Origin of the sequence: Parvibaculum sp. (assembly GCF_039973015.1) — a bacterium.
Taxonomy (GTDB): domain Bacteria; phylum Pseudomonadota; class Alphaproteobacteria; order Parvibaculales; family Parvibaculaceae; genus Parvibaculum.
Genome location: NZ_JBDWLT010000012.1, coordinates 338,969 through 360,181, shown reverse-complemented (window position 1 = coordinate 360,181; position 21,213 = coordinate 338,969). Strand labels below are relative to the sequence as shown.

The window sequence follows — 21,213 nt, the reverse complement described above, 5'->3', positions numbered from 1 at the left end:
GCCCAAGCTTGCCCCCGCGGCATTGTGAAGGCGGGCGCGAACGCATCCGCCACCATGCGAAAAGGGCATTCTCCATATGCGATTTCTTTTCAGTCTCGTCGTCTTCCTTCTCGTCCTCCCTTTCGCTTTCATGGCTCTTTATGAGCGCGGCCTCCTCGATGAATATGTGCCGGAGGATTCGATCCCGGCCGACCCCTTCATCAAGGCCGAGCTGGTCGAAACGACGAGCGGCGCAGACCTGAGCCGCCGCATCGGCAAGGCGCTCGATGAAGACAATTACGACGACGCGGTGATGTATGCCGAGATCGCGGACTATGCGGACATGCCGCTCGACCCCGACACCAGAATGCGGCTCGATGCGGAGAACGCATTTTCGCGCCGCGTCACCCGCAACACCGGCAGCTTCGTCAGCGGCTTCGTCACCGGTGAAGGCGGCGACACGCCCGCCTTCATGGGCGCAATGGCATCGGACCTGACCGTCGTGGGCGATGTGCGCGACATCGGCGCCGAAGGCACCAAGCTGGTGAGCGGCGAGGAATATTCGAAGATGATCCTTGGGCTTTCCGTTGTCGGCCTTGCCGCCACCACGGCGACAGTGGCGACAGGCGGCGGCGGCCTCCCCGTCCGTGTCGGCGTCTCCATCCTGAAAGTAGCAAAAAAGGCAGGCACGGTGACCGCTGCCTTTACCCGCAACATTGTTCGCGTTCTTCAGGAGGCCGTGAACTTCGAGAAGCTCGGCACCACGCTGCGGGCCGTCGACCTGTCGAATACCTCCGCGACGCGTCGTGCGATCACCGAATATGCGGACACCGTGTCGCTTGCGAAGGTAACGCCGGTGTTGAGCGATGTGGCCGCCCTCGAACGTGCTGCCGGCCCGGCCGAAACGGTGCGGCTGATGAGATATGTCGACGATACCGGCGACCTCACCCGCGTCACCCGCATGAGCGGCAAGCTCGGCACGAAAACACGCGGCGTCATCGAGCTTACCGGCAAGACGGGCCTGCGCGCCTTCAAGACGGCGTGGAATCTCGCGCTGATCGCGCTTCAATATGTCTGGGCAATTGCCGGCGGCATCGGGGCGCTCTTTGCGACGGCGCTTGGCCGCCGCGTGGTCCGCCGTCGCAGAGCCTGACGCCCGTCAGGCCGCGAGGAGAACGCCGAGGAGAAAGAGACCGGAGAGAAAACTCCACATCGTCGCGATGCAGCCTGAAAGCAGCATCCAGAATGGCGGGCGGTTCTCGAAGACCTGTGCGCGCAGCGCGTTGCGCAGGATCACGCTCGGACCCGCAAATATCAGCGTGAACACGCCGATCAGTTGCCACGTCGCCGTCTCGGCTGTGAGCTGGAAGCTCGGCGGCTTGTTGGTCACGAGCCTGTAGAAACTGCTGGTAAGCCCTGCCGCGACAAAGCCCGTCGCAATCGAAAAGAAGAATGCCGTAAACTCGCTCATATGCCCCGCCGCCCTGTCCTGCTTATTCGCCCGCACGCGCCGTCCCGGCGCCCGCGTCGATCCCCGCAATAAGTTGATTGCCCACGGCGGCGAGGCGCGTCTGCGCCGCGGCGACCGCGAATTCTGGAATGACCCGATAGTCGAGAAGTCGCGCCAGCTCGGGGTCGGAAAGCCCCAGCTTCAGATCCGCAACCGGCGTTCCCTTGGCCCTTGCCGCGATCTCCGCCAGAAGCGGCGAACGCTCGCCAAGCGCGATCTCCCTCTCGCCGACACGGCATGACGCGAAATCTGCCTCGCAGGAAACCTGAGGGAAGACGAACGCGCCGCCCTGCCCTTCAAGGGATGTCTGCCCCCCGAAGAAGACGAAGGCACCTGCGACAATCAGCGATTTGAAAACGAAACTGGTCATGCCCGTCTTGTCCGCAAGCGCCATACCAGTGCAGGCAGACACCGGGCGGGACCGGGGCCAATTTGAAATGATCTTTTAATTTCAGCAGGTTATAAGAAGAGAGGCAGGGCGCCTGTGGCTCTGCCATCCGGCTTCGGCCGGGGCGGCTCGTGCCGGATTGCGCCGGGCCTGTATCAATGCGAAACAATCTTGGGCGAACCAGGGGGGCGAGCCGTGGCACGAAACAATCGATCCGGCGACGAACTGGTCAAGGAACGTCCTGCCTGGATCATCCCCCTGCTGGTGCTGACCGGCGTGCTGATCTTCTCGGGCGCCTTCCTCTATTACTATTTTGGGCCGACGCCCGGCGAAATCCTCGGTCGCGACCCTCGCGCCAGCGCCGCCGACCAGAATATCGAGGTCATTGTCGGCAACAAACGCTTCATGGTGCCGGAACATTACACGCGCTATCCGAACCAGCGCGCAGGCGGCCGCCAGGAAGTCCTGAACATGCATGCCCTGCTCCCCGGCCTCACACCCTGGTCACCGGACCGGCAGGATGCGTTCAACGACAATTCGGCCGGTTCCGACGTCGTCTATTTCTCGCTCCGGCAGACCACGACACCGCTGAATTCCGCCCGCCGCTTCAAGACGATCTACTCGAAATATCTTTCTGCGGAAGAGCCCGAAGCCGGCCCGGACGGGCTCCGGCTTTTCGCCTTCGACGGCGAGTCGGGCTATGCGGGACAGGATTTGCTGGTCGGCAAGGATGGTGAGGAGCGCATGACGCTCATTCTCTGCGACCGCCGGGGGCCGCTCGTCGAAAGCCCGAACTGCTCACGCTCAATGCTGCTCGGGCCCAGCCTCGAACTCGGCTATCGCTACAAGCGAAGCCATCTCGAAGACTGGCGCACCATCGACGAAGCCGTCCTGTCGCTCGTCCGGAGCTTCGAATCCATCGAGTCGATGGACGACCTTCAGGGGCCGATACTGGACTGAAGTCGCGACGTCCTACGGCAGATCGATATCGAGGATCGCCATGTTGAAGGCGTAGGACGTCTCGCCCTCTTCCTCATCCTTGAAGATCACGCCGATGAACTCGTCGCCAATATTCACCTCGACGGAATCGTCCTTCTGCGGCCGTTGGCGAAGTTCGATTGTAGCCAGCTGGAACTTCTGGCGCAGATAGGTCTCGAGACGCTGAATTTCGCTCTTGTTCAAGAAGCTCTCCTATCGACGCTGGATTATATGAGCCCGGGACGCGCAAAAGCGGCCAAGGCGTTGACGGGAGGTTGTAACCATTTGGCGCCGCAGGCGCAAACCCTGGCTCTCTCCCTGACCCCGGGCCTGCGGCGCTTGGTCCAGTTTTCGTATCTTCCGGCCTGTGCAACCCTTTTCGCGGGGTCAAGACAGGCTTGGAAGGCTGAAGAGAGGAACAAGCGCTATGTCGCGGCGCAGCCGGAAACTTCTGACATTCGCCGCCGTCGCACTGACGGTCGCCGCGATCATCACTCTCGCCCAGTCGCGCTTCCCGCCTGAGCCCGGCCCTGATGGCGAACAGCGCGCCTTGCTGGTTCCCGACCCGCGCTGAACGTGTCAGCGCGTCGTGTAGCCGCCATCGACAACAACCTCCGAGCCGGTCATGAAGCTCGACTCGTCGCTCGCGAGGAAGAGAATCGCATTCGCGATTTCGTCGGCGATGCCGAGCCGCCCCACCGGATGCTGCATGATGAGCAGCTCGCGCATCTCGTTCGCCCCTACAGCCTCATTGCCCATGACGCCCCGGTTGATGACGTTCTTCACCATCGGTGTGTCGATATAGCCTGGATGCACCGAGTTCACGCGGATGTTGTACCCGGCGCCCGCACATTCCAGCGCAGCCGACTTGGTCAGAAGCCTGACGCCGCCCTTGGCCGCATTGTAGTCGCTGGCACCGGGCTGGCCGACAAGGCCCAGAATTGACGAGAGATTTATGATGGAGCCGCCCGCGCCCGCCTTCGACGTATATTTCTTGATCGTGCGAATGCCGTGCTTGCAGCCGAGAAACACACTGTCGAGGTCAACCGAGATGGTGTGCTGCCACGATTCGAGCGTCTTCTCCTCGATAGGGCCGGCCTCCGGCGCAATACCCGCATTATTGACGAGAACATGAAGCCCGCCGAATTTCTCCTCGGCGCGCTTGGCCACCGCTTCCCATTCCGCCTCGTTCACCACGTCATGACGGATGAATGTCGCCTCACCACCCTCATTGGCAATATCGTCGGCGATCGCCTGTCCCGCCGCCTCGTCGAGATCGGTGCACACCACTTTCGCGCCTTCGCGCGCCAGCGCCTTTGCCGTCGCCGCGCCGATACCTTTTGCCGCGCCCGTGACGATCGCGACCTTTCCCTGTAGACGCCCCATTTTCTGCAATCTCCCTTGCTATTATGCTTTGTTTTGTGAGGTATCTTGCCGTGCCGGGGGAGCCACGCAAAGCGTGAAAGCGCCGCACCCGCGCGGCGCGCCCCTGCCTCGTGCTATAGAGCACCGTCACCACAGGCATAACCACCCGAAATCGCGGTGAAAAACGAACCGGAGAAGAAATGGCCGTCGCCCTGCTGATTACCTTCGAGACCTCGCAAGCCGACCACATCATGACGCAGCTTCGCGCCTACAAGGAACGCGAGTTCGACCGCAATCCGCCCAGAGGCTTCATCGCCTCCAGCATTGCGCAGGAAGGCGGCAAGGTTGTCTTCCGCAGCGAGTGGGAAGACGATGATGCACTTGAGAACACGCGCGACAGCGCACCCTTCGAAGCCTGCCTCGATCTTTGCGACATCCATGCCGACGATCGCAAAGACGAAAAAATAGAGTTCTGAACGACATGGCCCATCCGCCCTCCTATTACGCCGCAACGGCGAATAACGACGCGCCCGTGACGCAGCTTGCGGGCGATGAGGAGGCGGATGTCTGCATCGTCGGCGCGGGCTATACGGGCCTCTCCGCCGCGCTGCATCTTGCCGAGCGCGGATATAGCGTTGCCGTGCTTGAAGCGGAGCGCATCGGCTGGGGCGCATCGGGCCGTAATGGCGGACAGCTCGGCGTCGGCCAGCGCAAGGATCAGCGCGCGCTGGAGGAAACGCTCGGCAAGGAATGGGCGCACCGCCTCTGGGATCTCGGCCTCGAAAGCAATGCGCTGGTGAAGGATCTCATTGCGCGCCACAAGATCGATTGCGACCTGAAGCCCGGCCTTCTTCATGCAGGCTGGAAGGCGGGCGACGCAGAATGGCTGAAGGAAGAAGTCGGGCATTTCGCCGATGAATATGGCTACACGGCGATGCGCTATGTGCCGCGCGAGGAAATTCGCGAAATGGTGGCGACGGACCGCTACCACGGCGGCATTCTGGAGGAAGCGGGCGCGCATCTTCATCCGCTGAACTACGCGATCGGCCTTGCCCGCGCGGCCCGCGAAAAAGGCGTGCGCATTTACGAGCAATCGCGTGTCACCGAAGTCACGCAGACAGACCCCGCCACCCTGCGCACCGCCGGGGGCTCGGTCCGCGCGAAACATGTCGTCCTCGCCTGCAACGGCTATCTCGGCAAGCTGGAGCCGCGCGTTGCCGGCACCATCATGCCGATCAACAATTTCATCATCGCGACGGAACCGCTCGGCGCGCGCGCACGCGAACTCATTCGCGACGATCTCTGTGTGCAGGATACGAAATTCGTCATCGACTATTACCGTCTCTCCGCCGACGGACGCCTGCTCTTCGGCGGCGGCGAAAGCTATTCACCGAAATTCCCGGACGACATTGCGAGCTTCGTCAGGAAGCCCATGCTCCGCGTCTTCCCGCAATTGAAGGATGTGCGCATCGACTATGCCTGGGGCGGCACACTCGCGATCACCCTGACACGTATGCCGAATTTCGGCCGCCTCGCGCCGAACGTCATCTTCGCGCATGGCTATTCCGGCCAGGGCATCAACATCGCGACGCTGGGTGGAAAGCTGATTGCCGAAGCCGTCGCCGGACAGGCCGAGCGCTTCGACGTCATGGCGAAACTGAAGACGCCAAAATTCCCCGGCGGCACGCTGTTGCGCTACCCCGGCCTCGTCGCCGGAATGATCTTCTATGCGCTGAAGGACAGACTGCCCTGAGACGGGCGGCCTGACAGGAGATCAGCCCTCGGCGTCGAGGCTGCCCTCTTCTCGGATGATGTGGTCCATCGCATGAGCGGGCTTGTCGCAGCCCGCGCATCCCACGATCTTCGCCGGCACGCCGACCGCCGTGCAATGTGCCGGCACGGCGTGAAGCACAACGCTGCCCGCGCCGATGCGGCTGTATTCGCCGATCTCGATATTGCCGAGCACCTTCGCACCGACCGAGATCAGCACGCCGCGCCTCACCTTCGGATGACGGTCGCCCTGCTCCTTGCCCGTGCCGCCAAGCGTCACGTGATGAAGCATCGACACATCGTCTTCCACCACCGCCGTCTCGCCGATCACGATGCCGGTCGCATGGTCGATAAAGACGCCCCTGCCGACCTTCGCCGCCGGATGGATATCCACCGCGAAGAGTTCCGAAATCCTGCTTTGCAGATAGAGCGCCATCGCGCGGCGGTCATTGTTCCAGAGCCAGTGCGCCACCCGGTAGCCTTGCAGGGCGTGGAAGCCCTTGAAGTAGAGAATCGGCTGGATATAGGAGTGGCAGGCGGGATCGCGCTCGTAGTAGGCGACGATATCGGCGCGTGTCGCCTCGCCGATATCCGGCTGCTCGCGCATCGCCTCGTCGAACAGCTCGCGAAGCTGCATGGAGTGCACTTCGGCATTCCCGAGCTTCTGCGCGAGGTGATAGGCGATGGCGTCGTTGAAATTGCGGTGATTGAGGATCGTCGAATAAAGGAAGCTCGCAAGGATCGGCTCGCCCGCCGCCATTTCCTCCGCTTCCGTTCTGACGCGCTCCCACACGGGATCGCAAACGGCAAGCGGCTGGTTTCGTTCGGCAGACTTCGACATGTCCCCGCTCCTCACTTTATTCAGCCCCTTGTCTGACACGGGGCCACTTGCAAAGAGCTTAATACATAGCGCGGCCCCATGCGAGTTCAATAGCAGAACTCACATCGTGCTGCCCTCCGTGTTAATCTTCGCGGAACGAGCAATTCAGGGAGCCTCATCCATGCCTTTCGCCAGGGCCGGCGGTATCGACATCTTTTATGAGCGCGTGGGCTCCGGCCCCCGCCTCCTCTTCATCTCCGGTACGGGAAGCGATTTGCGTGTGCGCCCCAATGTGCTGGATGGACCCCTCCAGAAGCATTTCGACATGGTAACCTATGACCAGCGCGGCCTCGGCCAGACCTCAAAGCCGGACGAGCCCTACAGCATGGCTCAATATGCCGAGGATGCGGTGAACCTCATGGCGGCTATCGGCTGGGGCTCGGCTCTGGTCATCGGCGTCTCCTTCGGCGGCATGGTCGCGCAGGAACTCGCCATCAATCACCCGCATGTAGTCGAAGGCCTCGTGCTGGCCTGTACATCGCCTGGCGGCGCGGGCGGCGCTTCATGGCCGCTGCACAATCTGATCGACGAGAAAGCGGAGGAGCGCGCCCGCTTCATGATCCCGATTTCCGATACGCGGCATGACGAAGCCTGGGCGAAGGAAAACCCGGAAACTTACGAACAGCTCATCGCGATGGTTGCCGCCGATCCTTATGCACATGAGGAAGGCCACGAGATGGGCCGCCGCCTGCAGCTCGAGGCACGCGCGCTCCACGACACCTGGTCCCGCCTCGATCAGATACGCTGCCCGACGCTCATTTGCGGCGGCAAATATGACGGCATTGCCCTCCCCGAAACGCAGGAGCGCATGGCCTCGCGCATTCGCGGCGCGGAGCTTCGCTTCTTCGAGGGCGGCCATCTCTTCATGCTTCAGGACCGCACCGCTCTCCCCGCCATGATCTCGTTCCTGAAAGGCGAAGAGGAAAACTGAAGCCAACGAAATGTTAAACCCCGCCCGCTAGCCTCCCCTCCATCGCTTCAAGGAGGGTTCATGTCCGCTTCCAGTCTCGCTTCCGCCGCCGTCGCCAGCCAGCAGGGCCAGCTCGCCCAGGCCATGCAGACCGCCATGCTGAAAGCGGGCAACGAGCAGGAAAAGGCCGTCGTCGACATGCTGACCGAAGCCGTCGACAGCGCCGCGGCGAAGGCGAGCGCACCTGCCGGAACGGGCCTCAAGGTCGACACCACGGCCTGAGAAATAGTCTTCATTCACCAGCCTTTTCGGTCCGTCCCGTTTTCGTGCATGGCACCCTGAACGGACTGTTTTTCCGTACTCAAATCATCCCGAAAAGGGCTTCGGCCCTTGCCGTCACGAAACCTCTCCCCCAGAATGTAATGATAAACATTAGAGGGCCCCTCGAAGGGCGCCCCGGGGAGACACGTCATGGGCCGCAAGATACTTTTCATCACCACGGATCAGATGCGCTTCGACGCCATCGGCGCGAACGGGCAGAAGCACGCAAAGACACCCGCCATCGACGCACTGGCCGCGACCGGCATCAACTACACCCGGGCGCATAACCAGAATGTCGTCTGCATGCCCGCCCGCTCGACCATGATTACCGGGCAATATGTCTCGACGCATGGCGTCTGGATGAACGGCGTGCCCCTGCCCGAAGATGCGCCTTCCGTCGCGCAATATCTCCACGACAAGGCAGGCTACAAGACCGCACTTATCGGCAAGGCGCATTTCGAACCCTTCTTCGACATAAAGCAGCAATTCTACGAAACCCAGATGTCGCGCAAGGGCGAGCACGGGCCCCATCGCGGCTTCGACTACATGGAACTCGCGACGCATTCGCCGCTGATCCTCCACTATGCCGAATGGATGAAGAAGAACCACCCGCAAGAACTCGCCGGCTTCTACCAGAACCTCAACGAGAAGTTTCAGGTGAACGCGGCGGGTGGCGGCGACACCGGCGCCTGCCAGGTTCATTTCAATCCGGTTGCGCGCGAGCACTATCACACCGACTGGGTCGCCGACCGCACCATCGACTGGCTCGGCTCCATCGGCGCGGAAGATGACTGGTTCTGCTGGATGAGCTTTCCCGATCCGCACCACCCCTGGGATCCTCCGCATTCGGAACTTCATCGCCATCCTTGGCGCGACACGCCCCTACCGGAGTTTTATCCCGGCTCGAAGGAAAAGATCGAGAAGCTGCTGGCAGACAAGCCGCGCCACTGGATGGAATGGTACACCGGCGAGCGCGTGACGAATTTCGAGGCCCCGCCCGATTTCCGCGCCCGCGACATGACCGCCGACCAGGTGCAAGAAATCAACGCCTTCACCCATGTCGAAAACGAGCTGATCGACGAGGCGGTGGCGAAGGTCATGGCCTATATCGAGAAGCGCGGCTGGGGCGATGATGTCGACATCGTCTTCACGACGGATCACGGCGAATTCCAGGGCGAGTTCGGCCTTCTCTTCAAGGGCCCCTATCACGTCGATGCACTGATGCGCCTGCCGATGATCTGGCGGCCCGCGAAGTCGGCCAAGGTCGCGCCCTCCGCTGTCGGCAAGCCGGTCGGCCATGTTGACCTCGCGCCGACCTTCTGCGAAATCGCAGGGCTTCCCGTGGCCGAATGGATGCAGGGCAAGCCGATGCCCAAGACGGACGCGGAAGCCGAAAGCCAAGGCCGCGAACGCGTCTTCACCGAATGGGATTGCCAGCACGTGGATGGCACGACGGTGGGGCTGCGCACCATCTACCGCGACGGCTATACCATCACGGCCTATCTGCCCGGCACGATCTATGACGGTAGCGAGGGCGAGCTCTACGACCACAAGGAAGACCCCGGCCAGCATCGCAACCTCTGGAACGATCCGGCCTATGCGTCGCTGAAGTCCGGCCTTCTCGCCGATCTGAGGGATGCCGAGCCGCCGCACCGCACCCCGCGCCTGGAATGCGTCGCTCCGGTTTGAGGCGCAGCACTGCTCAAATTTGAACGGCGTCTCCCCCTCGCGGGGAGGCCGTTCCGCATGGCGTATCGGGTGGGGGGCGTGTAAAACAGGGCCTCCCACCTTAGAGACGAGCAGCCCTGCCCATGTCCATCACTTCCCCCACCACCCCCATGATCGCGAAGAAGGACGGCGCGATCGGCTGGATGATCTTCAACAATCCCGAGCGCCTGAACGCTGTCAGCCTCGAAATGTGGCAGGCTGTGCCGGAAATCCTCGCCGCCTTCGAGGCGGACGACGAGATCCGCGTCATCGTTCTGACCGGCGCGGGCGAGCGCGCCTTCGTCGCGGGCGCCGACATTTCGCAATTCGGCGAAAGCCGCTCCAGCCCGGAAGGCATCCTCGCCTACGAGAATGCAACGGAGGTTGCGTTCAACGGTATCGCGAACGCCTCAAAGCCCACCATCGCCATGATCGACGGCTACTGCATCGGCGGCGGTCTCGGCATCGCGCTTTCCTGCGACATGCGCATCGCCGCCGAAGGCTCGACCTTCGGCATCCCCGCCGCAAAGCTCGGCCTTGCTTACGGCGCCGGCGGCACGGGCCGTCTCGTTCATGTCGTCGGCCCCTCCTTCGCGAAGGAGATCTTCTTCACCGCGCGCCGCTTCACGCAAGACGAAGCCCTTGCAATGGGCCTCGTCAACCGCGTGACCTCGAAGGATGCGCTTGAAAATTTCGTGCGCGATTATTGTTCGCTCATCGCCGAGAATGCGCCGCTGACCGTCAACACGGCAAAGCAGGTCGTTGACGAATTCACGAAAGCGCCCGGCAATTTCGACAACGATAAATGCGAGGCGCTGATCGCCCGCTGCTTCGCCAGCGACGACTACAAGGAAGGCCGCGCCGCCTTCATGGAAAAAAGAAAGCCCGTCTTCAAGGGCAAGTAAAAGCAATCCGAAACAGGGAAAAACATCATGGGACGTCTCGACGGAAAGGTCGCCATCATCACCGGTGGCACAAGCGGCATCGGCCGCGGCACGGTGGATCTGTTCCTCAAGGAAGGGGCGAAAGTCGTCGCCGCCGACCTTCAGGACCACAAGGGAGAGGCGATGGAGCGCGAGCTGGGCGAGAACTTCTCCTATTGCCGCGCCAATGTCGCGCATGAAGACGAAGTGAAAAACCTCGTCGATCACACGGTGAAGAAATTCGGCCGCCTCGATGTCCTCTTCAACAATGCGGGCTATGGCGGCGTCGGCGGCGAACTCGCCGAAATCGACATGAACGGCTTCGACGAAACCGTCGGCGTCCTGCTGAAGGGCGTCGTGCTCGGCTACAAATATGCCGTGCCCCACATGAAGGCGCAGCAGTCCGGCTCGATCATCTCGACGGCTTCCGTCGCCGGTCTTCAGGCGGGCTATGGCCCTCTCATCTACTCCGCTTGCAAGGCGGCGGTGCATCACTTCTCGCGCTGCGCGGCGATGGAGCTTGCGCCCCATTTCGTGCGCTCCAATGCGATCTGCCCGGGCGGCATCGCCACCTCCATCTTCGGCAACGGGCTCGGCCTTGGCACACAGGTAGCCGACCAGTTCGCCGAAGTGATGAAGCAGCATCTCGCAAAAATTCAGCCAACGCCGCGCGCAGGCCTCCCCGAAGACATCGCCAATGCGGCGCTCTTTCTCGCCAGCGACGAGTCGAGCTTCGTCAACGGCCAGACCATCGCTGTCGACGGCGCACTGACGGCAGGGCCGATGAACACGCTCGGCCAGCGCATCGATTTCGAGAAGGTGATCACGGACTTCCTGTCGAGCCTGCCGGAAGACGCGAAGAACCCGGCCTGAACCGCCAGCCTCGACCACCAGCCTGAACGGGAAGCGGCGGCGGATTCTTCTGCCGCCGTTTTCTCTAGTCGGCCTCTATCGTCACCTTGTCGGGGTAAAAGGCCATGTATTGCCGGATACCGGCCACCTCGACAAACGGGTCTTCATAAGACCAGGCGACGGTCGGAATTTCTTCCTCCCCGCGCTTGAGGTTCCAGTAATGGGCCTCGCCCTTGAAAGGGCACCAGCTCAAATTCTCGTTGGGCTTCAGCCGCCCCATGCGCACATCCTTGCGCGGAATGTAAAAGACAGGCGCGTGGTCGGCCTCGAAAAGCTCCAGCGCATCTCGCGTCTCGGCGATAAGTTCGCCATCCGCCATCACGCGCACATGCCGCCCGGCGGGCATCACCCGCAACAGATAGTCGGGGTGGCTCTCATAACCCGATTTGTGCTCCTTGCCGGAAACCAGCGTTCCCATGGCGGCCCTCCTTTTCATCATTCCTTCTCGATATGAGATGGGTCTCCTGAAAGGATTTGGCAACCTCCCGGCTCTAGCGTACCGGGTGGAGACATCCGTCCCGGAAACATGAAAATGGCCGAGCCATCCGAAAAACCGCCTGAAAGCCTCGCCGAACAAGCCAGGGAACAAGAACGCCGCCAGTTCCGCCGCATCGCGACGCGGATAGAGGGACGCATCGTTTTTGCGGGCGTGGATGCCGAATGTCTCGTGCATGAAATGTCGGCATCCGGCGCCATCGTCGAGGTCATGCCGCTGCCCGCCCTCGGTGCGGAAGTCGCGCTGGACGTGCCGGAGGTGGGCTTTGCCCGCGGCATCGCACGGCGCTACCCGGCAGACCATCTCGTCTCCATCGAACTCGCAACACCGCCTGCGCGCCGCGACCGCCTGACGGACAAGCTGATCCTCGCGGCCTTCCGCAATCCGCCCCTCTCCCCTTCTGACGAATAGTCGAAACCCGGCAATCCCCGCGATCTCTTGTTGGGGAGAGCGCCTCCTCTCGCTACACTCCCCCGCAAAATCATTCAGGGGAGAAGCTCATGTCGTCGCTCAAGGACAAGGTTGCCATCGTCACGGGTTCCGCCACCGGCCTCGGTGCCGCCGTCGCGCTCCAGCTCGCGGACAAGGGTTGCAACGTCGTCATCAACTACACCAAGAGCGAGACCGAAGCGAAAGAGACGCTCGCCGCCTGCGAGGCGAAGGGCGTCGAGGCTCTGCTCGCCCAGGGCGATGTCGGCGAGGATGCCGATTGCCGCCGTATCGTCGATGAAACGGTGAAAAAGTGGGGCCGCGTCGATGTGCTGGTCAACAATGCGGGCGGCACCAAATTCGCGAACCATGCCGAGCTCGACGAGTTGAACGCCGAGGACTTCCTCTGGATCTACAAGGTCAATGTCGTCGGCGCCTATCAGATGATCCGCGCCTGCGCGCCTCACATGAGGGAAGCGGGCAAGGGCTCGGTCGTCAACATCTCCTCCATCGCAGGCGTCACCGGCATCGGCTCGTCGGTTGCCTATGCCGCCTCCAAGGGCGCGCTCAACACCATGACACTCTCGCTTGCCCGCTCCCTCGCACCGAAAATCCGCATCAACGCCGTCTGTCCCGGTTTCATCGGCACGCGCTGGTTCTCGGATCGCTTCGGCAGCCAGACCTTCGAGGGCATCAAGCGCCAGCAGGAAGAAACGACGCCGCTCGCGCGCGCCGGAACACCGGAAGATATCGCGACCGCCGTCGTCTTCTTCTGCGGCGAAGGTTCGGACCACATCACCGGCGAAACCCTCATCACCGACGCCGGCATGCATCTCGGTTTCGCCCCGCTGACGGCCAGATAAAAAACACCTACTTTTCTTCCCACCCTCCCCAAGGGGAGGGTGGAAGAAATCCCACTCGCAAAACTATTCCCCCAGAAACTTCAGCACCGCTTCCTTATAGGCCTTGTCGCCCACCGTCTTCATGTGGTCGCGCTTCGGCACGGTGAAGGCCTCGCCATTTGGCATCCGCTCGGCCAGCGGCTCCGCCGCACCCGCTTGGCTATCCGTCTCTCCCGCAACCACAAGCACGGGCCGCGTGATGCGCGACAAACCATCGGCGGGGAAAGGCGCGCGCACCGCCTCGAAGCAGGCGGCAAGCGCTTCCCGGTCCTGTTTGTTCTGGTCGGCAAAGGTGCGGAAGAGAAGCGCGCCCTTGTCCTCGATGCTCGATGGATCATTCGTTAGCAGCGCCTCGATCACCGGCCCGGGGTCTCTCCTCGGGTCGAGCAGCTTCGCGCCGACGCCTGCCGCCACGATCTTGTCGAAGCGTTCGGGCCTTTCCATCGCCGCCACGAGCGACACCATCGCCCCCATCGAATAGCCCATCAGGTCGGCGCCCGGTTCGCCCAGATGATCGAGCAGCGCGACGAGATCCGCCGCCATCGCCGAAAGCGTGTAAGCCTGCTTGTCATGCGGCTTTCCGCTTTGCCCATGCCCGCGCATATCCGGCATGATGACACGGTATCCCGCCTGCGTGAGCGCCTTCGCCCAGCCCGTCGCAATCCAGTTCACCTCATGCGTCGAGGCGAAGCCATGCGCAAGCAGCACCGGGCTCCCCTCGCCCTCCACCGCATAACCGATCTCCACACCGTCATCCGCCTCGAAGAAATCCATCCTGTATCCTTTTACACTGCCTGCCAGCGGGACGAGGGCCGCGTCGCGCAATTGGCAAAAACGCCCGCCACAGTCTAGTCTCAGGAAAACACCGGGAGAACAAGATGACCGACGCGGCCAACCTGAAGCGCGAAGTCTGCGATGCAATCGACGCCATGTCGGCGAACCTGCTCGGCGTCAGCCATGCAATTCACGCAAAGCCCGAACTCGCCTTCCACGAGCATGAGGCAGCGCGCATTCTCACCGCCGCGCTCGATGCGGCAGACCTCCCCGTCACGCGCGGCGCCTTTGGCCTCCCGACCGCCTATGCGAGCGAGTTTGGCGAAAGCGGCCCCGAAGTCGCGATCCTGTCGGAATATGATGCGCTCCCCGGCATCGGCCATGCCTGCGGCCACAACATCATCGCCACCACCGGTCTTGGCGCCTCGCTCGCGCTCGCAAAGCTGGGGGTGAAACTTCCCGGCCGTGTCCGCTATCTCGGCACGCCGGCGGAGGAAATGGGCGGCGGCAAGGAGCTGATGGCCCAGGAAGGCGCCTTCGATAGCGTCGATGCGGCCATGATGGTTCATCCGGCCGGCGTCGATCTTCTCACCATGCCCTGCATCTGCATCTCGGAAGTGTCCGTCACCTATCATGGCCGCTCGGCCCACGCTTCCGCCATGCCGCATGCAGGCTTGAACGCACTCGACGCCCTCATCACTGCCTATCAGGCCGTCGCGCAACTCCGTCAGCACATCCGGCCAACCGAGCGTATCCACGGCATCATCAGGAAGGGCGGCGCCGCCCCCAACATCGTGCCCGACGAAACCTCCGGCCTCTTCTATGTGCGCGCCGCAAATGCCGAAGACCTCGCACCGCTGAAAAAGCGTGTGCAGGCCTGCTTCGAGGCAGGCGCTCTCGCCAGCGGTTGCACGGTGGATATCAAATGGGCAAAGGCCGACTATCTCGACCTGAAGACGAGCATGCCGATTGCGAATGCATATGAGGCGAATGCCCGCTCGCTCGGTCGCGATTTCTTCCCGTTGTCAAAAATGCCCGCTGGATCGTCCGGCAGCACCGACATGGGCAATGTCAGCCACCGCGTCCCCTCGATCCATCCGATGATTGCATCGGCCCCGCCTCATGTCGTGATCCACAACCCGGAATTCGCGAAATGGGCCGCCTCCGATCTCGGCGACAAGGCCTGCATCGACGGTGCGAAGTCGCTTGCCATGACGGCCATCGACTACATGACGGACGCGGGAATGCGCGAACAGGCCAAGGCCGATTTCGCGGCCACCGCCGAAGGTTCCGCCCGCTCCGTCGCCGCCGCCTACGATCCCTCGGGCTTGACCGATATCGGCGGCTGCGGCTGCATGTAAGGCCCGCCGGAATGCCTCACGGCAGGTTTGGCGGCCGCTCCGTCTGCTCCGCTTCCTCGACAAAGCGTTCCTTGAGCTTGCGCCGCAGGTCCTCCTGCTCCTTGATGCCGATGGGGAACTTCCACATGATCGCGGCAACGAACGCGTTGCAGATCATGGGCGTCGCCACGAAGACGATGGAAAGGCCGGTCAGCGTGGAGGCCGTGTTTGCGCCCTGTTCCGGCACGAAGCCGATCAGCGCCAGCGTCCAGAACACGACACCGACGGCGACAGCCCCGCCGAGCTTCTGCGTCAGCGTGAGCAGCGAATAGAAAAGCCCCGTTCGCCGCTGTCCGGTTTCCAGTTCGTCGATATCCGCCACATCCGCCATCATCGAGCGGTAGAGCGTCGTGGTCGTGCCTATATTGACGCCGAGAAACAACAGCACGAACGATGCGACGATGTAGTTGCCCTCCGGGATCAGAAAAATCACCGGCGGAAAGACCACATTGAACAGCCCGGCCGCGACAACGGTACGATGTTTGCCGAGCCGGTAGCTGAGCTTCAGCACCACCGGAATGAAGATGATGCCGCCGAAGAAATAGAGCAGCAGCAGGAAGCTCGCGACCGAGCCGATCCCCCACACATAGGTCGCCTCGTAGATATACATCGAAGCGAGCGCCGCTCCTGCAAAACCGCTCAGGAAATCGGCAGCCAGCAGGCGGCGCAGCGGCAGGTTGCGCAAGATCGCCTTGACCGCCGCAATCAGGTCGATGGGCGGCTGGGGCGCGGACTTCCGCTCCGGCACGAAAAAGACATTGATAGCCACGGCAATCGGCAGCGTTGCCACGATGAACCAGCCGATGGAGGCGACGCGTGCCGCTTCCATGTTCTCCGGGCCCATCTGTTCGATGATCGCGGGAATGAGCAGCACCAGCGGCACACCGATAAGCTGGAACGCCTCGCGGTAGCCCTGGATGCGCGAACGCTCGTTATAGTCGTCTGAAAGTTCAGCCGCCCACGCCATGTGCGAAATGGTGAGCATCGTCCAGCCGATATAGAGGAAGAACATCCAGCCGAAGAGATAGAGGCTCGAAACCGGCGCCGTCGGTATGAACGCCATATAGGCGCAGATGACGAGCAGCGGCACCGACAGGACAATCCAGTGCCGCCGCCTGCCCCAGCGCGAGGTGTAACGATCCGAAAGAATGCCCATCAGCGGATCGGTAATCACATCCCAGAACCGCAGCAGCATGAAGATCGTGCCGACCGCCGCGAGCCCCAGCCCCATCGGCCCGGCATAGAATTGCGGCAGGTAGACGCCGATGGGAAGCCCCAGCGCGGCAATGGGAATGGCCGGACCCGAGAAAGCGGCAAGCCGCCAGGGCGACAGTTTTTTATCGGACATATTTATCTTCAAAGCCCCTGAGGAAAAATCAGACCCAACCGGTCAGGAAGTCCATCACCGCGCCCTTGAACATCGGATTGGGAAGCGCAAACATATGATCCGTACCGGGAATGACCTCCGCGCGCCCGTTCGGCATCAGCGCCGCCAGCGCCTGCGGATCGCCCGCCAGATCGTCCCGTGCGCCCGCGATCACCAGCACCTCGTTATTGATCGCAGCAGCCGCCTCGCGCACGCCACCGCGCCGCGGCTCGCGCGCACAGGCCGCAATCGCCTTGAGATCCTGCCCGAGATTTTCCGCATAAAGCCGGAAGGCGCGCGCAGAGCGATCCCCAACGCTCGACGGATCGTCCGCCTCCAGCGCCTCGGCAATCGGATTGCCCGGCTTGCCCGGTTCGAGTGCGCGGCTGCCCATACCCGCCAGCACCACCTTGCCGAAACGCTCCCCGTGCCGCGCCGCAAGCCGCATGGCAATCCCCGCACCCATCGAAAAGCCCATAAGGTCGGCCTGTCCGATGCCGAGATGATCGAGCAGCGCAATGGCGTCTCCCGTCATCTTCTCGATGGCGTAATCGCCCGGCTCGTAGAGCTTCTCGCTCTTCCCGTGCCCGCGCAGGTCGAAGCGCACCACCTTGAAGCGCGCGCGGGTCAGCGCCTGCACCCATCCTGTGCGCACCCAGTTGTCTTCCGACGTTGCCGAAAAACCGTGAATGAGGAGGATCGGTTGCCCTTCCCCCTCGACCTCATAGGCGATGGAAACGCCCTCTGACGAAAACACCGGCATTCAGTCCGCCGCCGTGCCGGAGGATTGCGCATCGGAGGGCGCGCCGGTGCGCATGGCAATCGCCGCCGCCGCCGTCGCAAGGCCGCGCTGCTCAAGAATGTCGCGGTTTGCCTGCTGCGCCGCTTCGTCAATCGGATAAAACCAGAGGATACCGGCCACTGCCGCACTGATGATGACCGCCGGCCAGACATAAACCGCGCGCAGACTGTCGAGCACATGCGCCGTGTTCTCAGCCCCCGCCTGAAAACCGATCGAGTCGAGCATCGCATAGGCGAGGAAGATCGCGATGGCCGCGCCGAATTTGCTCGTCATCGTCAGCATCGAATAGAAGAGCCCCGTGCGCTGCTGCCGCGTGATAACCGTGTCGTGGTCCGCCACATCCGCCATCAGCGAACGGAAGAGAAACGGCCCCGCCGCCATGTTGACGCCGAGCAGCGTCCACACCGCGAGCGCCAGCCCCGCATTCCCCGGCGGCACGATCAGGATCAGCGGCACGGTGACGGCATTGAACGCCGCAGAGGCCGCCGCCGTCCTGTGCTTGCCGAGGCGTCGGCTCAGCGCGAGCACGGGCGGAATGAAACAGACGCCCGAAATGAAATAGCCGAGCAGCATCAGGCTCGAATATTGTCCGAGCTTCAGCGCATCCTCCGCGAGAAACAGGAACATCGAGGCGACGAGCCCGCCCGACACGCCCCCCAGCAGGTCTGCCGCCAGCACGATCTGCAGCGGCTTGCTCTGCATCAGCGCCGCCACCGCCTGTTTCATCGGCACGTGAACGGGCGCGGGCGTCGGCCGCTCCGGTACGCGCCAGACCGCGAGCGCGACGGCGATGGGCAGCAGGATCAGCACAAACCAGCCCATCGAGGCGACGCGCGCCTGCGCCACATTCTCGGGGTTCGTCTGCTCGATCAGAACCGGCAGCGTCAGCACCAGCACCATGCCGAGAATGAGCGCGATCTCGCGCGCCCCTTGCACGCGTGAACGCTCGTGATAGTCCGGCGTCAGCTCCGCGCCCCAGCTCATGTGCGAAATCGTCAGCAGCGTCCAGCCGACATAAAGCACGAACAGCCAGAAGACGAGATAGGTGGCCGTCGCCTCCACCGGCGGCATGAAGACCATGTAGACGGAAACGAGCATGATCGGCACGGAAGCGACGATCCAGTGCCGCCGCCGTCCCCATCGCGTCTCGAAGCGGTCCGACAGGATACCAAGCACCGGGTCGGTGAAAACGTCCCAGAAGCGCGCCAGCATGAAAATCGTGCCGACGACCGTGAGGCCGAGCCCAAGCGTCCCCGCATAGAAAGGCGGCAGGTGGACGACAAGTGGAAGCCCCATGGCCGAGATGGGAGCCGCAGGCAGCGCAAAGGCGAAAAGCGTCCAGCGCGATAGCGGCGCAGCGCCCTTCGTCGTGCCATGCGTATGGGTCGGGCCCGTGCCGGCCACGTTCGTCATAGGGGGTCCTCCTCCCGGGTGTGCGGATGGGCTCTTTACGGCCCGTTCCTGACATTAAGTCAATTATGGCTATGAAACCCCGGGCAACCAAGCGCTTCCGGGCGGCCATTCCTTACATTCTTGCAAGCTCATACGCCGCAAACGCTGTTATCCGTCGATCAAGGGCAAGAATCGTCATTGGCGGCCCGGGTGAGATGCCCTCACGCACAAAAACGCCCCGGTTTTGCCGGGGCGTCGGGAAAGGCCGGAGCCGGATCTGCTTTCCCTGCTGTCGGATCGCTTCTTCCTTCCGCCTCAGCGTGCGGCCCCGCCTGCGCGCTGGCGCTCCTCCCAGCCGGGCGCGTGATAGACCGGCGCGGTCGAGGGCGGCAACGGCGGGCGCCCGAGAATATGGTCCGCCGCCTTCTCGCCGATCATGATCGTCGGCGCATTGATATTGCCGTCGGTCAGCGTCGGCATGATCGAGGAATCGACCACGCGCAGGCTCTCGATGCCCCGCACCCGGCATTCCGGGTCCACCACGGCCATGTCGTCGGTCCCCATTCGGCAGGTGCCGGCGGGGTGATAGGCCGTCTCCGCCGTTTCGGCCACCCACGCATCGATATCCGCATCGCTCTGCACATCGGGGCCCGGCGAGATTTCGCCATCCCGATAAGGGTCGAAGGCCGGTTGCGCGAATATCTCGCGCGTCAGGCGCACACCGTCACGATAGGTCTGCTTGTCTGCTTCCTCGCTCAGATAATTGAAGATGAGCACCGGCGGCGCGTCGGGATCGGCCGATCTCAGGCGCACTTCGCCACGGCTCTTGGGTTTGTTCGCGCCCAGATGTACCTGGTAGCCATGTCCCTTCACCGCGCTCGATCCGTCATAGGCAATGGCGCCTGCGAGAAAATGATACTGGATGTCCGGGAATTTCAGCCCCGCCCGGCTGCGGATATAGCCGTTCGATTCGAACTGGTTGGAGATCCCCAGCCCGCTCTTGAAAAAGAACCATTGCGCGCCGATCAGCAGTTTGGAAATCGGCCCCAGTGTCCCGTTCAGCGTGATCGGCTGCCTGCAGGCCTGCTGCACCCAGACTTCCAGATGGTCCTGAAGGTTCTGCCCCACGCCCGGCAGATCGTGCACCACGTCGATCCCCTGCGATTTGAGATGCGCCGCCGGGCCGATGCCCGAGAGCATCAGCAGCTTGGGTGAGTTGAACGAGCTCGCCGAAAGAATGACTTCGCGCCGCGCCTTCACCCGGTGCAGCTTGCCGCGCCGGCGATATTCAACGCCCGCCGCGCGCTTGCCCTCCATGAGGATGCGCGTCGTCGTCGCGTGGAGGACAACCTCAAGATTGTCCCGTTCCATCGCGGGCTTGAGATAGGCAACGGCGGTCGAACAGCGAATGCCCTCGCGCACCGTCATGTCCATGCGGCCGAAGCCTTCCTGACGATAGCCGTTATAGTCTTCCGTCATGCCGTAACCCGCCTGCTCGCCCGCCGCGATGAAGGCGCGGTAAAGCGGGTTTTTCATATTGTTGCCATTGGTGATCGACAAAGGGCCGTTCACGCCGCGATAGGCATCCTCGCCATAGAGGCAGTCTTCCGAACGCCGGAAATAGGGCAGCACATTTGCATAGTCCCATCCCGTGGCGCCCAGCTCCGCCCATTCCGCAAAGTCGCCCGCACTACCCCGCACATAGGCCAGTCCGTTGATCGAGGACGAACCGCCGATCACCTTGCCACGGGCCTGATGAAGGCGCCGTCCGTTCAGTCCGGGTTCGGCTTCGGCATAAAGACCCCAGTCGTATTTTTTCATGCCGAGCGGAATGGAAAAGGCGGTCGGCATCTTGATGAAGACCGAATTGTCCTTGCCGCCCGTCTCCAGAACGAAAATCTTGTTCTTGCCGTCGGCGCTCAACCGGTCGGCCAGCACACAACCCGCCGACCCTGCGCCGACGATGACGTAATCGGCTTCGTAATCGAACTTGGGTTCAGTCATTTCGT

General features: G+C 62.6%; 24 protein-coding genes. 13 read left to right on the top strand and 11 right to left on the bottom strand.

Annotated features, from left to right (window positions below; translation table 11 throughout):
• The first annotated feature begins 76 nt into the window (after nucleotides 1-76).
• Nucleotides 77-1,132, top strand: a complete 1,056-nt coding sequence (locus ABJO61_RS16215; protein ID WP_348329355.1) for a hypothetical protein — start codon at nucleotides 77-79, stop codon at nucleotides 1,130-1,132.
• A gap of 6 nt (nucleotides 1,133-1,138) precedes the next feature.
• On the opposite strand, the gene ABJO61_RS16210 is transcribed toward ABJO61_RS16215, so the two are convergent.
• Both ABJO61_RS16210 and ABJO61_RS16205 read right to left on the bottom strand, forming a co-directional pair.
• Nucleotides 1,139-1,450: a hypothetical protein gene (locus tag ABJO61_RS16210; protein WP_348329358.1), complete on the bottom strand. Its 312-nt coding sequence runs from the start codon at nucleotides 1,448-1,450 to the stop codon at nucleotides 1,139-1,141.
• A gap of 22 nt (nucleotides 1,451-1,472) precedes the next feature.
• Nucleotides 1,473-1,859 (bottom strand): hypothetical protein, encoded by a 387-nt coding sequence (locus tag ABJO61_RS16205; RefSeq protein ID WP_348329361.1) that lies wholly within the window; start codon nucleotides 1,857-1,859, stop codon nucleotides 1,473-1,475.
• 213 nt (nucleotides 1,860-2,072) lie between these two features.
• On the opposite strand from ABJO61_RS16205, the gene ABJO61_RS16200 reads away from it, so the two are divergent.
• Entirely contained in the window at nucleotides 2,073-2,837 is a 765-nt protein-coding gene (locus tag ABJO61_RS16200; protein ID WP_348329364.1) for a hypothetical protein, read from the top strand.
• Nucleotides 2,838-2,849: 12 nt separating this feature from the next.
• On the opposite strand, the gene ABJO61_RS16195 is transcribed toward ABJO61_RS16200, so the two are convergent.
• Complete coding sequence (locus tag ABJO61_RS16195; RefSeq protein WP_348329367.1) at nucleotides 2,850-3,059, bottom strand: DUF3126 family protein; 210 nt, start codon at nucleotides 3,057-3,059, stop codon at nucleotides 2,850-2,852.
• A gap of 223 nt (nucleotides 3,060-3,282) precedes the next feature.
• Between ABJO61_RS16195 and ABJO61_RS16190 the strand changes: the two genes are divergently transcribed.
• The gene (locus ABJO61_RS16190) at nucleotides 3,283-3,429 is read left to right on the top strand and encodes a hypothetical protein (RefSeq protein WP_348329370.1); all 147 of its coding nucleotides are present in this window, start codon (nucleotides 3,283-3,285) and stop codon (nucleotides 3,427-3,429) included.
• A gap of 5 nt (nucleotides 3,430-3,434) precedes the next feature.
• On the opposite strand, the gene ABJO61_RS16185 is transcribed toward ABJO61_RS16190, so the two are convergent.
• Entirely contained in the window at nucleotides 3,435-4,241 is an 807-nt protein-coding gene (locus ABJO61_RS16185; RefSeq protein ID WP_348329373.1) for a glucose 1-dehydrogenase, read from the bottom strand.
• Between the two features lie 179 nt (nucleotides 4,242-4,420).
• On the opposite strand from ABJO61_RS16185, the gene ABJO61_RS16180 reads away from it, so the two are divergent.
• Together ABJO61_RS16180 and ABJO61_RS16175 are read left to right on the top strand one after the other, a co-directional pair.
• The gene (locus ABJO61_RS16180) at nucleotides 4,421-4,696 is read left to right on the top strand and encodes a hypothetical protein (protein ID WP_348329376.1); all 276 of its coding nucleotides are present in this window, start codon (nucleotides 4,421-4,423) and stop codon (nucleotides 4,694-4,696) included.
• Between the two features lie 5 nt (nucleotides 4,697-4,701).
• The gene (locus ABJO61_RS16175) at nucleotides 4,702-5,973 is read left to right on the top strand and encodes an FAD-binding oxidoreductase (RefSeq protein WP_348329379.1); all 1,272 of its coding nucleotides are present in this window, start codon (nucleotides 4,702-4,704) and stop codon (nucleotides 5,971-5,973) included.
• Between the two features lie 21 nt (nucleotides 5,974-5,994).
• On the opposite strand, the gene cysE is transcribed toward ABJO61_RS16175, so the two are convergent.
• Nucleotides 5,995-6,831, bottom strand: a complete 837-nt coding sequence (gene cysE / locus ABJO61_RS16170) for a serine O-acetyltransferase (RefSeq protein WP_348329382.1) — start codon at nucleotides 6,829-6,831, stop codon at nucleotides 5,995-5,997.
• Nucleotides 6,832-6,991: 160 nt separating this feature from the next.
• On the opposite strand from cysE, the gene ABJO61_RS16165 reads away from it, so the two are divergent.
• From ABJO61_RS16165 to ABJO61_RS16145, 5 genes are all read left to right on the top strand, one after another.
• A complete protein-coding gene (locus tag ABJO61_RS16165) occupies nucleotides 6,992-7,801 on the top strand; it encodes an alpha/beta hydrolase (RefSeq protein WP_348329385.1) in 810 nt (269 codons plus the stop codon).
• A gap of 60 nt (nucleotides 7,802-7,861) precedes the next feature.
• Nucleotides 7,862-8,062: a hypothetical protein gene (locus ABJO61_RS16160; RefSeq protein ID WP_348329388.1), complete on the top strand. Its 201-nt coding sequence runs from the start codon at nucleotides 7,862-7,864 to the stop codon at nucleotides 8,060-8,062.
• A gap of 189 nt (nucleotides 8,063-8,251) precedes the next feature.
• A complete protein-coding gene (locus tag ABJO61_RS16155) occupies nucleotides 8,252-9,790 on the top strand; it encodes a sulfatase-like hydrolase/transferase (protein WP_348329391.1) in 1,539 nt (512 codons plus the stop codon).
• A gap of 122 nt (nucleotides 9,791-9,912) precedes the next feature.
• A complete protein-coding gene (locus ABJO61_RS16150) occupies nucleotides 9,913-10,713 on the top strand; it encodes an enoyl-CoA hydratase (protein WP_348329394.1) in 801 nt (266 codons plus the stop codon).
• 27 nt (nucleotides 10,714-10,740) lie between these two features.
• Nucleotides 10,741-11,604, top strand: coding sequence for a glucose 1-dehydrogenase (locus ABJO61_RS16145; protein WP_348329397.1), 864 nt, complete (start codon nucleotides 10,741-10,743; stop codon nucleotides 11,602-11,604).
• A 64-nt stretch (nucleotides 11,605-11,668) separates the two neighbouring features.
• Here ABJO61_RS16145 and ABJO61_RS16140 read toward each other — a convergent pair whose 3' ends face one another.
• Entirely contained in the window at nucleotides 11,669-12,061 is a 393-nt protein-coding gene (locus tag ABJO61_RS16140) for a DUF427 domain-containing protein (RefSeq protein WP_348329400.1), read from the bottom strand.
• 114 nt (nucleotides 12,062-12,175) lie between these two features.
• On the opposite strand from ABJO61_RS16140, the gene ABJO61_RS16135 reads away from it, so the two are divergent.
• Both ABJO61_RS16135 and ABJO61_RS16130 read left to right on the top strand, forming a co-directional pair.
• Nucleotides 12,176-12,550 (top strand): PilZ domain-containing protein, encoded by a 375-nt coding sequence (locus ABJO61_RS16135; protein WP_348329403.1) that lies wholly within the window; start codon nucleotides 12,176-12,178, stop codon nucleotides 12,548-12,550.
• Nucleotides 12,551-12,639: 89 nt separating this feature from the next.
• Complete coding sequence (locus tag ABJO61_RS16130) at nucleotides 12,640-13,431, top strand: glucose 1-dehydrogenase (RefSeq protein WP_348329406.1); 792 nt, start codon at nucleotides 12,640-12,642, stop codon at nucleotides 13,429-13,431.
• Between the two features lie 63 nt (nucleotides 13,432-13,494).
• Here ABJO61_RS16130 and ABJO61_RS16125 read toward each other — a convergent pair whose 3' ends face one another.
• Nucleotides 13,495-14,244: an alpha/beta hydrolase gene (locus tag ABJO61_RS16125; protein ID WP_348329409.1), complete on the bottom strand. Its 750-nt coding sequence runs from the start codon at nucleotides 14,242-14,244 to the stop codon at nucleotides 13,495-13,497.
• Between the two features lie 104 nt (nucleotides 14,245-14,348).
• Here ABJO61_RS16125 and ABJO61_RS16120 point away from each other — a divergent pair, with 104 nt between their 5' ends.
• Complete coding sequence (locus ABJO61_RS16120) at nucleotides 14,349-15,605, top strand: M20 family metallopeptidase (protein ID WP_348329412.1); 1,257 nt, start codon at nucleotides 14,349-14,351, stop codon at nucleotides 15,603-15,605.
• A gap of 16 nt (nucleotides 15,606-15,621) precedes the next feature.
• Here the strand turns inward: ABJO61_RS16120 and ABJO61_RS16115 are convergent, their stop codons facing one another.
• From ABJO61_RS16115 to betA, 4 genes are all read right to left on the bottom strand, one after another.
• Entirely contained in the window at nucleotides 15,622-16,992 is a 1,371-nt protein-coding gene (locus ABJO61_RS16115; protein WP_348329415.1) for an MFS transporter, read from the bottom strand.
• 28 nt (nucleotides 16,993-17,020) lie between these two features.
• A complete protein-coding gene (locus ABJO61_RS16110) occupies nucleotides 17,021-17,773 on the bottom strand; it encodes an alpha/beta hydrolase (RefSeq protein WP_348329418.1) in 753 nt (250 codons plus the stop codon).
• Nucleotides 17,774-19,225: an MFS transporter gene (locus ABJO61_RS16105; protein ID WP_348329421.1), complete on the bottom strand. Its 1,452-nt coding sequence runs from the start codon at nucleotides 19,223-19,225 to the stop codon at nucleotides 17,774-17,776.
• Between the two features lie 294 nt (nucleotides 19,226-19,519).
• The gene (gene betA, locus ABJO61_RS16100) at nucleotides 19,520-21,208 is read right to left on the bottom strand and encodes a choline dehydrogenase (protein WP_348329424.1); all 1,689 of its coding nucleotides are present in this window, start codon (nucleotides 21,206-21,208) and stop codon (nucleotides 19,520-19,522) included.
• Nucleotides 21,209-21,213: the final 5 nt, after the last annotated feature.